We start from the raw sequence: 16,100 nt of genomic DNA, 5'->3' as shown, positions 1-16,100 counted from the left end.
TTACCTCGCTTACCAAAGATAAGTGACAATATAACTTAAAAAGGACAGATAAATATTATTTAATTATCAACAAAACGTTAATTATCAGAAATATACCAAATAGTTTTTGCGACTACAGTTGTATGTCAGCTTATAATTTCAAAGGAACTTTCTGATTCGTTTTTGCAGCTAAATAGATGGCGTCAATTATTTTTAAATCCTTCAATCCCTCTTCTCCATTAACAGGAACTACAGGTTCTGTTCCGTCAAAAATAATACTTGCCATTGCATCCATTTGTACTGTCTGATGTACTGTGTGTGGTTTATCTATCTCACCTTTATTTGTACGTCCTTTTATTGGTCCATAGCCTGTAGAAGGATTTAATTCAGCAAATCCTCTTTCCCCGTTCAGGAAAAATCTATCTAGATAATTCATGCTGTAGGTTGATAAACAAGAGGCCACTGCTCCACTCGGGAAGCCTAGTTGAAATTGGATCGTTTCATCAACGCCTTCTTTGAATTTTACGTGGTCTGTTTTCGTTTCCTGTGCAGTTACCCAAATTGGTTCTTCTCCAACCATATACCTTGCACCGTTAATGGCATATATTCCAATGTCCATCATTGAGCCGCCACCCGCCAATTCTTTGCTTAAGCGCCATTGTGTAGGATCTCCTATTCTAAAGCCGCATAATCCTTGAAAGAACATAATCTTACCCAATTCTCCATCTTTTCTCATGCGAATGATTTCTAATGTATGTGGTTCAAAATGCATTCTGTAGCCAACTAGTAGTTTAACATTCGCTTGCTTACAAGCATCAATCATTTCCTGTCCTTCTTTGGCATTGATGGCCATGGGTTTTTCACAAATTGCATGTTTCCCTGCTTTAGCAACTCTGATGACCTGATCATGATGTAAAGAGTTGGGTGTTATAACATATACCGCATCGATATCTGGATTGTCTTTAATGCGATCAAAGTTTTCATAATTGTAACAATTTTTTTCAGGGATATTGTATTTCGCCTGCCAATCTTTAACTTTTGAAGGAGTTCCGCTTATAACACCTACTAGTTTGGCTCTCTTGCTTGACTGCATAGCCTCAGCCACACGAGTGCCATAGCTACCTAAGCCCATGATTGCTACTCGGAGTACAGGTCCTTCATTTATAGAACCGTACAGCTCTTCCAAAGCTGTTGAGCTATAGTTAGGTATTAATGGTATGGCAAATGCAGAAACGGTAAATTTTCTTAGAAAGTCGCGACGTGTATTCATAATTAATGTTTTATAATGTTAGCATAGAGTGTATTGAATATCTAAATATAGTTATATATATGTAAACAATTATTACTTTTATACGTTATGAACAATGTTAACAGTAAAAAAAACATGATGAAAAAAAATTTAAATTTAAGTTTGATCGCATTGGCATTGGCTGCAACCAGCTTTACAGCTTGTAATTCTGGGTCACAAACTGCTGAAAATAATACAGATGCAGCTGATACCGCTGCAACTCAGGAAATACAAGTGGTTCCTGTAGCAGATTCAAAAGCATTCCCTGGAGCTACTTTAGGAATCAGCTCAATTACTTCTGAAAAAGTTGGAACTGACTCTGCTCGTATTACCGTTAAATATGATGTAAAAAATTATACTTTAACAGAGCATACGGATGATATGAATGCAGATCATATGGCAAACTCTAAAGAAGGACAGCATATTCACTTTATTTTAGATAATAAGCCTTATGCTGCTCTATACAAACCGGAAAATACTGCAATGGTAAAATTGGGAACAGAACATTATCTATTATCTTTCCTATCTCGTTCATACCATGAATCAATTAAAGAAGAAGGAGCTGCAGTTTTAAAGCACTTTAAGATTGATGAAAATGGAACTCTTAGCGATCTTCCTCTTCCTACTGAGCCTTCTTTATTTTATAGCAGACCAAAAGGAGAATATACAGGTGCTGATACAGAACGTGTATTGTTAGATTTCTATGTGTGGAATACAGATTTGAAAGATGGAAATAAAGTAAAAGCTACGATTAATGGAACTGACTTTGTTTTGGACAACTGGGGACCATATGAGATTCTTAATGCACCCAAAGGTGAATTAACAGTTGATTTGTCATTGGTTGATCAAAATGGAGATACTTTATCAGGAGATAATGTATCGATCAGTCGTACAGTAACATTAAAATAAGGTATTGAAAAGCCATTAGAGCTATAATATCTTATTGCAGAAACGTCTTCAGAATTCCTGAAGACGTTTTTTTGTTTTCTTATAATTTTAATGCTAGGTGTGATTTTGTACATTTGTTGTCTAATTTTAAGAAATGAGTTTAACACTTCCTCTCCTATCAGATATAGTTTCAAAATTGGATTTATCACAACCTGTAAGCGCGCATTTAGCTGATGCCTATGATTCGGTTGCATCCAAAGAAGATTTGTTTCAATGGGTTCAACAGGTCGGTATTGATGGTGGAAAAATTGATGTTGCAGCAGACTTAGTTGCTGATCTGGAAGAACGCATTAATTTGGTTCAACATAAACTTAAATTTATTGGCGAAGATCAAAAGCCTTCTGTTTTGGTTTTAAGTGAGTTGGATCCAATGGTTGTTGAGAGCAATGATTACCTGGAAGAGATTTTAAAGATTGCCGGTTCCAAGTTTTACGCTGGTAATGAAGAAGAAGCTTTTAACCCGGATGTATTGCTTATTATCTCTGATCAGATGGAGGGTCTTTTTGGTAAGTTAGGCACTTTTCTTTCGATGGAGGAATGGCAGCATGCAAATGCCATTAAGAAAAACAGAGTTTATTTAATTAATGGAAAGAATAATTTTAGCGGATTTAGTTCAAGAATAGCTGATGATGTGGAAATATTGGCAGAAATTATCTACCCTCAATACTTAACCTTTGGAGGGAATGGTGAATCTTGGATTCAGTTTGAGGTATAGAAATTAAAATGCCAGCTATCAGGTGTCCTAAATAACTGGCATTTTGTCTGTTAAAATGGTGAACTTTAAACGATGTTTTTATATTTAATTCTTTTAGGTGTTATATCGCCAAGTCTTTTCTTTCGATTTTCCTCGTAATCTGAATAATTCCCCTCGAAAAAATACACTTCTGAATCTCCCTCGAAAGCCAAAATATGTGTACAGATGCGATCTAGGAACCAACGGTCGTGAGAAATAACTACCGCACATCCACCAAAGTTTTCCAATCCCTCTTCTAAGGCTCTTAAGGTATTGATGTCAATATCGTTGGTTGGCTCATCTAATAAAAGGACATTTGAGCTTTTCTTTAAAGTAATAGCCAGATGAACGCGGTTGCGCTCTCCGCCTGAAATTACGCCAACTTTCTTTTGTTGATCGGCACCGTTAAAGTTGAATTTTGATACATAAGCTCTTGAATTGATTGTTTTATTTCCCAATTGGATATTATCAAGACCGTCGGTTATGTTTTCCCAGACAGATTTCTCTGCATCTAAATCATTGTGCATTTGGTCCACATAGCCCAAAGCTACCGTTTCTCCAACTTTAAAAGTTCCTGTATCGGGCTGTTCTTGTCCGGTAATTAATCTGAATAAAGTAGTTTTACCTGCTCCATTGGGCCCAATAATTCCTACAATACCTGCAGGAGGTAAAGAAAAGCTTAGATTTTCGAACAAGACTTTATGTCCGTAAGCTTTACTGATATTATCGGCCTGAATTACAATATTTCCTAAGCGAGGGCCGGGAGGAATAAAAAGTTCCAGTTTTTCTTCGCGTTCCTTTGTTTCTTCGGAGGCCAGTTTCTCGTAATTATTTAATCTGGCTTTTGATTTAGCATGCCGCGCTTTTGGAGCCATACGTGCCCATTCCAATTCACGTTCTAAAGATTTTTGTCGTTTACTCTCAGTCTTTTCCTCTTGTGCTAAGCGTTTTGCTTTTTGGTCAAGCCACGAAGAGTAGTTACCCTTCCATGGAATACCTTCACCTCGATCAAGTTCTAGTATCCAGCCCGCAACATTATCTAAGAAATAGCGATCATGTGTAACAGCGATAACAGTTCCTTTATATTGTTGTAAATGTTGTTCCAGCCAATCAATTGATTCAGCATCTAAATGGTTGGTGGGTTCATCCAGCAATAAAACATCGGGCTCTTGAAGTAAAAGACGGCATAGGGCAACACGGCGGCGTTCACCTCCCGAAAGGGTTGAAATTTTTGTTTCAGGTTCCGGACAGCGAAGTGCATCCATGGCACGTTCCAGCTTATTATCCAGTTCCCATCCCCCCATTGCATCAATTTTATCTTGAAGTTCGCCTTGGCGTATCATCAATTTATCCATAGCATCCGGGTTTTCATAAACCTCGGGCAGGCCAAATTTTTCGTTTGTTTCTTCGTATTCTTTTAATATCGAAATGATTTCTACACAGCCTTCTTCAACAGTTTCCCGAACTGATTTGTCAGGATCCAGATGCGGCTCTTGTTCCAATAAACCAACTGAATAGCCTGGTGAGAAAACGACTTCTCCTTGAAAAGATTTATCGATGCCTGCAATGATTTTTAAAAGGGAGGATTTTCCTGAACCGTTAAGTCCGATGACACCAATTTTGGCACCATAGAAAAACGACAGGTAAATGTTTTTTAAAACTTGTTTCTGTGGTGGATAGATTTTATTTACTCCAGCCATCGAAAAAATGATTTTCTCTTCTGACATATTTTCTGATATTTTGAGTTCAAATATCGTGATATTTAGTGATTTGGCGCCATTTTTTTAAAAATCTTAGAATTTTGCCAATTAAATGTCATTGCGTCGGCTATGGCTCAATTCTTGTTGAATGATTAAAAGCTGTAATTGTTTAATTGAATAATTAATATATTAGAGCAATTAAAAAAAAGGAAACTTATGGATGCGAAATTCTCGCCACGTGTAAAAGACGTAATCTCTTTCAGTAGGGAAGAGGCGTTAAGACTTGGGCACGACTATATTGGCACCGAGCATTTATTATTAGGTCTTATCAGAGAGGGGGATGGAATGGCGATTAAGATACTCGATACTAATGGAGTAGATACATCACGATTGCGCCGCTCTATTGAGGAGGCTGTAAAAGGAACTTCAGTTACCAGTGCTAATTTAGGAAATATTCCATTAACTAAACAGGCAGAGAAAGTATTGAAGATTACCTATTTAGAAGCAAAGATATTTAAGAGTAATGTTATTGGCACTGAACATTTGCTATTGTCTATTTTAAGAGACGAGGATAATATTGCATCTCAAATACTTCAACAGTATAATATTAACTACGACGTATTTAAAGCTGAAGTAGAACAGAACCGTACAGAAATATCTGATCAGGCAAGTTCTGCTGCCGGAGATGAAGATTACCGGGAAGAGGATTATGGCCAGCCTAAAAAGGTGTCAGATATTAAATCAAAGACACCGGTTCTGGATAATTTTGGCCGTGATTTAACGCGAGCTGCTGAAGACGGAAAATTGGATCCTATTGTCGGACGAGAAAAGGAGATAGAACGTGTTTCTCAAATTCTTTCCCGTCGTAAGAAAAATAATCCAATTTTAATTGGAGAGCCGGGTGTGGGTAAATCTGCTATTGCAGAGGGTTTAGCATTACGTATTGTTCAGCGTAAGGTTTCTCGTGTGCTTTTTAATAAACGAGTAGTTACATTAGATTTGGCTTCTTTGGTTGCAGGAACAAAATACCGTGGCCAATTCGAGGAGCGTATGAAGGCTGTTATGAATGAACTTGAAAAGTCACCGGATGTGATTTTGTTTATTGATGAGATTCATACAATCGTTGGTGCAGGAGGAGCTTCCGGATCATTGGATGCTTCTAACATGTTTAAACCTGCTTTGGCACGTGGAGAAATACAATGTATTGGAGCAACGACTCTAGACGAGTACCGTCAATTTATTGAAAAAGATGGCGCCTTGGATCGTCGCTTCCAAAAGGTTTTAGTGGAGCCGGCAACGCAAGAAGAAACAATAGAAATATTAAATAGAGTTAAAGATAAATACGAAGAACACCACGGTGTTACTTATACTCCAGAAGCTATTGAAGCCTGTGTGTCGTTAACAACCCGCTATATTACCGATCGTTTTTTACCGGATAAGGCAATTGATGCATTAGATGAATCAGGGTCACGCGTTCATTTGAACAACATACACGTACCGCAAACAATTATTGATATCGAACAAAAGATCGAAGAGATTAAAGATGAGAAGAATAAGGTAGTTCGCAGTCAAAAATACGAAGAGGCAGCAAAATTACGTGATACAGAAAAACGCTTATTGGAAGAGCTTGAAACGGAGAAAAGTGCTTGGGAAGCAGAAACTAAAACAAAACGTTATACGGTAACAGATGATAATGTTGCTGAAGTTGTGTCGATGATGACTGGTATTCCTGTTCAGCGTGTAGGACAAACGGATAGTCAGAAACTTCTTGGAATGGGTGATGCCATGAAGAAGAGAATCATTGGACAAGATGAAGCTGTTCAGAAATTGGTTCGGGCTATTCAGCGTACTCGTGCAGGATTAAAAGATCCTAAGAAACCAATTGGATCATTCATTTTCTTAGGACCTACGGGAGTTGGTAAAACAGAACTTGCAAAGGAACTAGCGCGATTTATGTTTGATACGGAGGATGCTCTTATTCAGATTGACATGAGTGAGTACATGGAGAAATTCGCCATATCACGTTTAGTAGGTGCGCCTCCAGGATATGTTGGTTATGAAGAAGGTGGTCAGTTAACTGAAAAAATACGTAGAAAACCTTATTCAGTAGTTCTGTTGGATGAGATTGAAAAAGCACATCCCGATGTATTTAATATTCTGCTTCAGGTGTTAGACGAAGGGCAACTGACCGATAGTTTAGGAAGAAAGGTAGATTTCAGGAATACAATCGTTATCATGACTTCTAATATTGGTGCAAGACAATTGAAAGATTTCGGACAAGGAGTAGGATTTACGACTAGTGCAAAAAGCGGACAAGTGGATGCACATTCAAGAAGTGTTATTGAAAATGCGTTGAAACGTACTTTTGCACCTGAGTTCTTAAACCGTGTTGATGATGTAATTGTATTTAATTCATTGAAAAAAGAAGAAATCTTCAAAATCATTGATATTGAACTGAAAACACTATTCGAAAGAATTGAGAGTTTGGGTTACACAATTAAATTAACAGATTCTGCGAAGGACTACATAGCAGAGAAAGGATTCGATTCTAATTTCGGTGCCCGTCCTTTAAAAAGAGCTATTCAGAAACATCTGGAAGACCCGGTAGCTGAAGAGATCTTAAAAGGAGAATTGGCTGACGGCAGTACGCTAGAGGTGTCTTTTGATAAGGATAAAGATGAGGTGGTTGTAAAAGGCTTGAAAGATGTTAAAGCAAAGCCCAATAAGCCTACGGATGTAAGTTCGAAAACGGCTAAGAAAGACGATAAAAAAGAAGAAAAATAATTCTTCTCATAAAGAGTCAGTATATAAAAAAGGCGTGATAAATATATTTTATCACGCCTTTTTATGTTTTGGCTTATTGTTTGTATTAAACCTTTATAAATTTTGAAACTCTATTTAATAAATGATTAAACTATTTAATATGAAAAAGCCATTACTGTTTTTGTGTGCCTTGTTAATGATTGGATTAACTGCATGTGATAAAAACGACAACGTTCAACCAACGTACGAAAATCCCAATACAGCATTTGTCGTAACATTAGATCCTAGCGGTTGGGAGCGAGTATCAAATGCCAAAATTGCGTATGATATTCCACTTAAAGACTTAACCGAGTATTATATGCTGCAAGGTGGAGTTGCCGTAGCATTGAGTTTTGATGATGAAGATTCTTACGATGTGCTCCCTACTACTTCAGAAGGTATAGCCTATTCTGTAAATTATGCAATAGGCTGGGTAACTATCTATGCTGATGACCCATTGGCTGATGATGGTGTAACGACAACATTTCCGACGGGTGATATTGTTGCAAAAATTATATTATCTACTACAGACTATTTAGACTATCAAGGACTTTTTAATTCTCCTAGTGTAGATTTTAAACAATTAAAGTAAATTTATATTGTTTAGAAATAATATAATATGCAAATAGCTTTTCATGGTGCTGCAAAAACCGTAACAGGTAGCAAGCATTTAATTACGCTGAAAAACGGCACCACTATTCTATTGGACTGTGGGATGTTTCAGGGGAGAGGTTCAGATAGTGATATTTTAAATAAACATTTTGGATTTGTTGCGAGCGAAGTGGACTATGTTGTACTTTCTCATGCGCATATTGACCATACAGGTTTGTTGCCCTTGCTGGTAAAAGAGGGTTTTAGGGGAAAGATTATTTGTACTCCTGCTACACGGGATTTGTGTAAGATATTATTACTTGATTCTGCCCACATTCAAGAGTCAGATACTCGTTATTTGAATAAGAATTTATTGAAGCAGGGTAAAAAGCCCGTTGAAGCCCTTTATAATACAGAGGATGCTTACTTAGCTCTTTCTCTCTTCCGTACAGTTAAATACCGCACTGAATTTGAACTATGTAAAGGAGTGAAACTGTTTTACACCGATGCAGGTCATATTATAGGAAGTGCTGCGGTACATCTGGATATTATGGAAGATGGAAAGCTAACTAAGGTTTCCTTTTCAGGAGATGTTGGCCGCTACGGTGATCTTATTTTAAAGTCTCCTGAAGAGTTTCGTCAGGCAGATTATATTTTACTGGAGTCGACTTATGGAGATGAAATCCATGAAAAGGTGATGTCTACAGAGGTCATGTTAAACCGTGTTATACAGGAAACATGTGTACAAAAAGGTGGAAAGGTTATTATTCCAGCTTTTAGTGTCGGCAGAACCCAAGAACTGCTATACCACTTGAATAATTTAGGTTTGAGCGGAAAATTGCCGAAGGTTCCTGTTTATGTAGACAGCCCTTTATCTGAAAAAGCAACTTTGGTAGTGAAATCACATCCTTGGAGTTTTAATGAAAAGGTTCAGAAAGTTATGGAAAATGATGACGATCCTTTTGACTTCCCGGGCTTGCACTTTGTAGAAGATGCAGAGGAGTCTAAGTCTTTGAATTTTAGAAAGGAACCTTGTATCATCATTTCTGCATCCGGAATGGCAGAAGCAGGTAGAGTAAAGCACCATATTAAGAACAACATTGAAGATCCAAAGAATACGATATTACTTGTGGGCTATAGTGAGCCAGGCTCCCTGGCCGGCCGTTTAAAGGCAGGAGTAGAGATGGTGTCAATATTTGGAGAGAAGTTCTTTGTAAAGGCGAAGATTGAGAGCGTTCAATCAATGAGTGCCCATGGTGATCAGAATGATTTACTTCAGTTCATTTCTAAGCAAAATCCAACTCAGCTAAAGAAGTTGTTTTTGGTTCATGGCGACCCTGATACTCAACTTATTTTTAAAAGTAAGTTAATTGAAAAGGGATATCAGGTAGAAATTCCTGAACGACATCAATCTTTTGAGCTAAATTAGCTTGTGTATAAAGCAGAAAGGCGATTTGGATACTATCCAAATCGCCTTTGCTTTTATATTAGAATATTATTAAGTCATTTCGTCAATGATTCTTTGGCTTACACCTGTAAATGAGAAACCTCCATCATGGAAAAGGTTTTGCATGGTAACCATTTTAGTTAAATCTGAGAATAGAGAAACAGCATAGTTAGCACACTCATCTGCAGTAGCATTTCCTAGTGGAGACATTTTATCTGCATAGTCTACAAAGCCATCGAAACCTTTTACACCAGAACCTGCTGTTGTACGGGTTGGCGACTGACTGATGGTATTGATTCTAACGTGTTTCTTAACACCATATTGGTATCCGAAATTACGAGCAATACTTTCTAATAAGGCTTTCGCGTCCGACATATCGTTGTAATCAGGGAATACGCGTTGACCTGCGATGTAGCTAAGGGCAACAACAGAACCCCATTCATTGATTGCATCTTTTTTCATTGCAGTTTGCAAGATGCGATGAAGACTCATTGCAGAGATATCAAATCCCTTGTGCATATAATCGTAATTGTTTTCAGTATAATGAATTCCTTTACGAACGTTAATACTCATACCGATTGAATGAAGGATAAAGTCAACACCTCCTCCAAAATGCTCAATAGCTTGATCGAATAAATTATCAATATCTGTCTGACTTGTTACATCTGCAGGGATAACCGGTGCATTATTGCATTCTTTTGAAAGTTGATCAATTGTTCCCATTCTTAATGCAACAGGTGCATTGGTTAAAATGATCTCAGCTCCTTCTTCTACGCATTTTAATGCGGTTTTCCATGCAATAGAACGGTCATCTAGCGCACCGAAAATGATTCCTTTTTTTCCTTTTAATAAATTGTATGCCATAATGGATTGTTTTATTTTCGATTTTGTACCAAAGGTTGTAAAAAGTTGCTGATCTGCCAAATTACATCAACCTTTTGTCTGCTTATTAACAGTATTTATTCTGTATTAGTTTTTTGTTTATTTAAGTAGTTCTTTTGCATGTAAAATAGCCGTTTCACTGATATCCTTGCCACCCAGCATTTGTGCGACTTCATAAATGCGTTCTTCCGGATTTAACAGTTGAATATTAGTTTGGGTATGGTTCGCTTTTTCTTCTTTATAAACCTTGAAATGTGAAGAGCCCTGAGAAGCGATTTGAGGTAAATGTGTAATAGCAATTACCTGCAGGTTCTCAGTAAGCTTATTCATCAGTTCTCCCACTTTAATGGCAACCTCTCCCGAAATACCCGTGTCAATTTCATCAAATATAATAGTTGGTAATGCTGATGTTTTAGCAATGAGTGATTTAATGGCCAGCATGAGTCTTGATAATTCTCCTCCCGATGCAACTTTGCTTACAGACTGTGGCTCTTGGCCCAGGTTGGCAGTAAAGAGAAATTCTACTTCATCTTTCCCACTGCTGCGAAGTTCTCCTGCCGGTAGCGAATTGATTTTTATTTTGAAAATGCTTTGCGGCATACCAACCTTCGTTAACGAATCAACAATTTCCTTTTCTATTAAAGGAATGGCATCCGTTCTGCGTTTTGATAGATCTTCAGCTAAAGCTAAAGCTTGCTGGTTCAATCGCTCCTTCTCAGTCTTTAGTTTTAATAAATTATCATCATTTATTGACACTGCATTGATCTTTTCATCCAGTTCGTCTCTTAGCTGAATTAAATCTTCAACCGTGCTAACCTGATGCTTCTGCTGCAGTTTATAAATTAAACTTAGACGCTCCTGTACAATGAGCATACGCTCGCTATCAACAAAAGTATCATTGTCTAATTGATTGAGTTCTTCGTTGATGTCTTTAAGTTCAATAATGCTGCTGTTTAAACGAGCAGATAATTCATGAATGCTGGGTAAAAACCTTTCGCATTGCTGCAATTGAGATAACCCTTCTTTTAAGAGTTGAAGTGCAGATTGCTCTTGTGTATCTAATGCAAAACTCGCTTGTTCTAAGCTGCGTTTTATTTCCTCTGCATGACTAAGCCTATTTAATTCTTCTTCTAAAAGCTTCTGTTCATCGGCTTGTAGATTTGCTTCCTGAAGTTCATCAAATAAGAACTGGTGATAGTCGGTTTCTGACTTAAGCTGAGCGGATTCCTTTACAAGCTTATTATAAGATTCTTTCGCTTTATTAAAGTCGGTAAATGTTTTATGGAATTGAGCTAATAGTTGCCCGTTTTCAGCAACACCATCTATCGTTAATAACTGAAAGGACTCTTTATTGATCTCAAGCGTTGCATGTTGAGAATGGATGGCTATCAAACGTTCGCTAACCGACTTCAGCAAACCCAACTTAACGGGTGTGTCATTAATGAAGGCTCTTGATTTACCATCACTGAATATCTCCCGCCTTAAAATGGTTTGCGGTTCGTAATCTAAATCGTTCTCTTCAAAAAATGGTTTGATTTGATAGCTGTCAATATTGAAATAGCCCTCAATTACACATTTCTTATCTTGATTGTAAAAGTATTTACTTTCTGAACGCTGTCCTAAGATAAGCGATAGTGCGCCTAGAATAATAGACTTTCCAGCACCTGTTTCTCCCGTTATGATATTTAATCCTGTAGCAAACTGGATGTCGATTTCATCAATTAACGCGTAATTTTTTATAGACAAACGTGCAAGCATGTAAAAATAGGTTTCAGATCAAAAGATTAGATTAATCGCTTCGCCAAAGATACATAAAGAAGCTTAAATTCGGGATAGGTGAAAAGCGGGTATTATTGCTTGTTGGATAATAAAGAAAGTACTTTCTGAGCGATATCCTTTGCGACTTCAATTTTTGGCTTTAAATCGAATGCCTGCTTAGTTCCAGTTGAATCAATGGTTGTTATCTTATTCTGATCGCCGGCAAATCCTGCCCCTTTATCTTTAAGAGAGTTTAGTACAATTAAATCCAGGTTCTTCTTTTTAAGCTTTACTTCTGCATTGGCAAGCTCATTAGAGGTTTCTAATGCAAAGCCTACCAGGATCTGATCTTCTTTTTTCTTTGCGCCCAGAGTTTTTAAAATATCGGTGGTCTTCTCCAACTCCAGAGTTAAAGAGTCATCATCTTTCTTTATTTTATCAGCAGCCACTTCTCTCGGGCGATAGTCGGCTACCGCAGCACTCATGATAAAGATAGATGCTTCTTCAAAATGATCTGAACAGGCCTGAAACATTTCTGCTGAAGAAGTGATATTTACTCTGTTAACATGGTTGGGTGTAGAGAGAGAACTCGGACCGCTGACGAGTGTTACCTCTGCTCCAAGTTGCTGGAATACTTCAGCAAGTGCATAACCCATTTTACCGCTCGAATGGTTCCCTATAAAGCGAACCGGGTCGATCGCCTCATAAGTTGGCCCTGCAGTTATCAGTACTTTTTTGCCTTTTAATGGAGCGTGTTCTTCCTGGAAGGTAGTATTTAAGTATCGAAGGATTTCTTCAGGCTCAGCCATTCTGCCTTCTCCTTCAAGACCGCTGGCTAATTCTCCGCTACCAGGTGCTATCAGATTATTGCCAAAAGATAAAAGCCGTTCAACATTTGTTTGCGTAGAGGGGTGTGCCCACATATCTAAATCCATGGCAGGCGCAAAATAAACCGGACAGCGTGCAGATAAATACACAGCTGTTAGTAGATTGTCGCAAAGGCCATTTGAAATTTTTGCCAGACTATTGGCACTGATAGGAGCAATAATGAGCGCATCAGCCCAAAGGCCTAATTCTACATGATTGGTCCATACGCCGCTTTTTGATTCAAAAGAATCCACCAAAACCGGATTCTTTGAAAGCACAGAAAGTGTAAGAGGAGTAATAAAGTGAACCGCATCCGGAGTCATTACTACCTGAACATTAGCCTGTGCCTTAACTAATAATCTTACCAGTAAGGCTGATTTATAAGCTGCTATGCTTCCACAAACTCCTAAGACGATATTTTTGCCTTTAAGCATAGCTTTTATGATTTACTCTTGCTCCGGAGTTGGGATTCTGTAATAAACCTTGTCATTTAGAAATTCGTCAATAGCTAATATCGTAGGCTTAGGCATACGCTCATAGTGCTTTGAGATTTCAATTTGCTCTCTGTTTTCAAATACTTCTTCTAAGTTATCGTTAACAGTAGCAAAATCAGCAAGTTTAGAATGCAATTCTTCTTTTACGTCTGCAGCTATTTGGTTAGCACGTTTGCTAATTACTACAATAGATTCGTAAATATTACCGGTGTTTACATCCAGTGTACGTAAATCGCGCGTAACTGTAGTAGTAGGTACTGGAATTATTGCTTTTTCTTGATTGTTTTCCATTTTTCTATTTTTTATCCTTGCGGCTTTGGGGTAATTATCCTTGCGGACTTATTGGTGTTTCTTCTAAAGTTTGTTCTTCTTCTCTTTTCTTCATTCTTTCTTCAGCTTCTTTTTGAAGAACAGCTAAAGCAGCTAACGTTTCTTTAACAGCAACTATTTTCTTTTCAGCGTCACTTTTAAATTCGTTTGCATCTTTTATATATTTACTGTCTGGATAGTCAGATACAAAATCTTCTGAGAACTCAATGGCTGTTCTAAAGCGTTCTTCCTTTCTGCGGTCAGAGCTATTTAATGCGTATTTATATTGAGCTTCTACTTTATAGTATTCTAAAAGTTCAGCATACTTCGTATCGGGATAGTCACGTAATGAATTTTCAAATGCAATTACCGCAGCAAGATAGTCTCCCATATCTAAGTACAATTTAGCGTTCTCATAAGATTTACGCTCTAATTTATCACGAAGATCATTGATTAATCCGGAAGCTTCTTCCGCTCGATCACTCTCTGGGTAAATGTTTAGAAACAATTGCAGTGATTCAATAGCCTTTAATGTGTTATCCTGATCCAATGAATAAACCGGAGATTCCAGGTAATAACAATATGCAGCCATATAACGGCATTCTTCTGCTTTCGGACTACCGGGATAGGTATCTGTAAAAGATTTAAAATGAAAACGAGCAGTCGCATAATCTCCTAACTTATAATTGGTAAAGGCAAAATAGTAGTTAAGATCTTCTGCTTCAGGACGACCTCTGTATAGTTTTACAAGATCATCAAACAAAACAAGAGCCTTGGTATATTTGCCATTATTATAAAGTCTTATCGCTTCTTGGTATTTTCTGCCTGTATCATTACTCGCCCGTAGTTTTTCGAATTTGCTTTTGCAACCCGAGAACCCAACAGCAACAAGCAACAATATTGCAAGCGTTTGTATTATACGTTTGTTTTTAAACATTTTGCAAAGATAGTTGAATTAAAAATATGTAGCAATTATATTTTTTGCTACCAAGATATTGGCTAAAACTTTAATTAAAGAAACAATACCTTGCTTTTAACAAAGTTTAACAATTAAAAGCGTCTATAACTTTATTTGCCTGATTACGTTCTTTACATTCAATTCAACTAAATCAGTCATTGATTTGCACTTATAATAGTTTTTATCTTTAAAGTGCTCAGCTAAATTCTGCCTTAGTTCCGCCATCTTTTCCGGAGTAGATATTCTATCATGTGCAGAGGCATCTCGTAATGCCGCAATTCGGTGACGTTCACTTCTTGCACGATGTACAAGTGATGAGCGTTCTTCTTGCTGATATTGACGTACCGATTGTTCTGTCAGGTTGTCCATTCCCAGCTTTACATAGGGGTAATTATCTTTGAAGTATTGCGGCAAATATATTTTCATATTACCCTCGTAGAATTGCTGATCAAAATCAATAGACCGAATCCGGAATTGAAAGTCATCAAAGTCTGGAGTAATTTGCATCACAAAATTATAGGAACGCATATCTCCTAATAAGGTAATCAGGCAACGTTCATTGAATTTTACAAATTCCTTCGCAATACGAATCGGATTATAATCGGATTTGTCAAAATGCCAGTTTGCGAAAACATCTCCCGGTATACCTGCAATATGTTCTTCTATTAATGTTTTTCTATCTACTATATAGTTAACTTGGTTTGGCGATAAGATATGTTCCAATTCCAATCCATATATACGAGACGCATCTGTTTGCTTAACATAGAAGTAGTCGTATACATCGTTTAACCTATTTACTATGCGAATTCGAAATGGGTGTGTATTTCCAAATGTGCAATAATCAATTCTATCAATATATTTATGTTCAACAATGCGTGTATTCCCCGAAGCTTTCAAGATGGCAAATATTATTTTCAGGCCGGAATGGATTCTTTCAATTTCTGCGGACGAGTAAAGCGGAGTTTCCCATAAAGTATCCTTCCCTGTTTTATCTAATACTGGAACAGTTTCATCAAAGCTAAGCAAGTCATGGTAGGTTAATGGCAATTTTGCGTCACGTTGATAAACATGTAAATACTTCTGTAAAGATGGAATTACAGGGTAAATTGGTTTCTTCCGTGATATTTCAATGTCTTGTGTTCCCATGTATCTATATATAGTAGTATAAAAGTACAGAATTTGTAATAAATACTAGCCCCCTTCTCCGACGCATGTCCGGCCCATGTAAAAGATGGCAGCGGACTTGTTGGGGAATTAGAGTGCTGTGTCTGCGCTATTTCGATGATATTAGCGCAGACACGGCGGGCTCAGGCTGCAGGAAGGTCCGGGGGATGGTTTAGCAGG

General features: G+C 37.5%; 13 protein-coding genes. 5 read left to right on the top strand and 8 right to left on the bottom strand.

Annotation, left to right across the window (positions count from 1 at the left end):
• Window positions 1-130 precede the first annotated feature (130 nt).
• Complete coding sequence (locus tag VL047_RS02280) at window positions 131-1,249, bottom strand: Gfo/Idh/MocA family oxidoreductase (RefSeq protein WP_325358108.1); 1,119 nt, start codon at window positions 1,247-1,249, stop codon at window positions 131-133.
• 114 nt (window positions 1,250-1,363) lie between these two features.
• Between VL047_RS02280 and VL047_RS02275 the strand changes: the two genes are divergently transcribed.
• Together VL047_RS02275 and VL047_RS02270 are read left to right on the top strand one after the other, a co-directional pair.
• Window positions 1,364-2,176: a hypothetical protein gene (locus VL047_RS02275; RefSeq protein WP_325358106.1), complete on the top strand. Its 813-nt coding sequence runs from the start codon at window positions 1,364-1,366 to the stop codon at window positions 2,174-2,176.
• Window positions 2,177-2,309: 133 nt separating this feature from the next.
• A complete protein-coding gene (locus VL047_RS02270) occupies window positions 2,310-2,930 on the top strand; it encodes an ABC transporter substrate-binding protein (RefSeq protein ID WP_325358104.1) in 621 nt (206 codons plus the stop codon).
• 65 nt (window positions 2,931-2,995) lie between these two features.
• On the opposite strand, the gene ettA is transcribed toward VL047_RS02270, so the two are convergent.
• Window positions 2,996-4,675 carry an energy-dependent translational throttle protein EttA gene (gene ettA / locus VL047_RS02265; protein ID WP_325358102.1) on the bottom strand — a complete coding sequence of 560 codons (1,680 nt, stop codon included), beginning with the start codon at window positions 4,673-4,675 and terminating at the stop codon, window positions 2,996-2,998.
• 189 nt (window positions 4,676-4,864) lie between these two features.
• Here ettA and VL047_RS02260 point away from each other — a divergent pair, with 189 nt between their 5' ends.
• The 3 genes from VL047_RS02260 (at window position 4,865) to VL047_RS02250 (ending at window position 9,470) form a co-directional block, all read left to right on the top strand.
• Entirely contained in the window at window positions 4,865-7,432 is a 2,568-nt protein-coding gene (locus VL047_RS02260) for an ATP-dependent Clp protease ATP-binding subunit (RefSeq protein ID WP_325358100.1), read from the top strand.
• Window positions 7,433-7,571: 139 nt separating this feature from the next.
• The gene (locus VL047_RS02255; protein WP_325358098.1) at window positions 7,572-8,042 is read left to right on the top strand and encodes a hypothetical protein; all 471 of its coding nucleotides are present in this window, start codon (window positions 7,572-7,574) and stop codon (window positions 8,040-8,042) included.
• A gap of 27 nt (window positions 8,043-8,069) precedes the next feature.
• A complete protein-coding gene (locus tag VL047_RS02250) occupies window positions 8,070-9,470 on the top strand; it encodes an MBL fold metallo-hydrolase (RefSeq protein ID WP_325358096.1) in 1,401 nt (466 codons plus the stop codon).
• Between the two features lie 69 nt (window positions 9,471-9,539).
• On the opposite strand, the gene VL047_RS02245 is transcribed toward VL047_RS02250, so the two are convergent.
• From VL047_RS02245 to VL047_RS02220, 6 genes are all read right to left on the bottom strand, one after another.
• Window positions 9,540-10,352, bottom strand: a complete 813-nt coding sequence (locus VL047_RS02245; RefSeq protein ID WP_325358094.1) for an enoyl-ACP reductase FabI — start codon at window positions 10,350-10,352, stop codon at window positions 9,540-9,542.
• 117 nt (window positions 10,353-10,469) lie between these two features.
• The gene (gene recN, locus VL047_RS02240) at window positions 10,470-12,128 is read right to left on the bottom strand and encodes a DNA repair protein RecN (RefSeq protein WP_325358092.1); all 1,659 of its coding nucleotides are present in this window, start codon (window positions 12,126-12,128) and stop codon (window positions 10,470-10,472) included.
• 92 nt (window positions 12,129-12,220) lie between these two features.
• Entirely contained in the window at window positions 12,221-13,429 is a 1,209-nt protein-coding gene (gene coaBC, locus VL047_RS02235) for a bifunctional phosphopantothenoylcysteine decarboxylase/phosphopantothenate--cysteine ligase CoaBC (protein ID WP_325358090.1), read from the bottom strand.
• A gap of 12 nt (window positions 13,430-13,441) precedes the next feature.
• Entirely contained in the window at window positions 13,442-13,780 is a 339-nt protein-coding gene (locus VL047_RS02230; RefSeq protein ID WP_325358088.1) for a DNA-directed RNA polymerase subunit omega, read from the bottom strand.
• Window positions 13,781-13,814: 34 nt separating this feature from the next.
• Window positions 13,815-14,735: an outer membrane protein assembly factor BamD gene (locus VL047_RS02225; RefSeq protein WP_325358086.1), complete on the bottom strand. Its 921-nt coding sequence runs from the start codon at window positions 14,733-14,735 to the stop codon at window positions 13,815-13,817.
• 123 nt (window positions 14,736-14,858) lie between these two features.
• The gene (locus VL047_RS02220; protein WP_325358084.1) at window positions 14,859-15,902 is read right to left on the bottom strand and encodes a hypothetical protein; all 1,044 of its coding nucleotides are present in this window, start codon (window positions 15,900-15,902) and stop codon (window positions 14,859-14,861) included.
• Window positions 15,903-16,100 lie beyond the last annotated feature (198 nt).

This window comes from Albibacterium sp., assembly GCF_035514885.1.
In the GTDB taxonomy this organism is placed as follows: domain Bacteria; phylum Bacteroidota; class Bacteroidia; order Sphingobacteriales; family Sphingobacteriaceae; genus Albibacterium.
The sequence above is the reverse complement of the archived record's forward strand: the minus strand, read 5'-3'. Positions and strand labels throughout refer to the sequence as shown.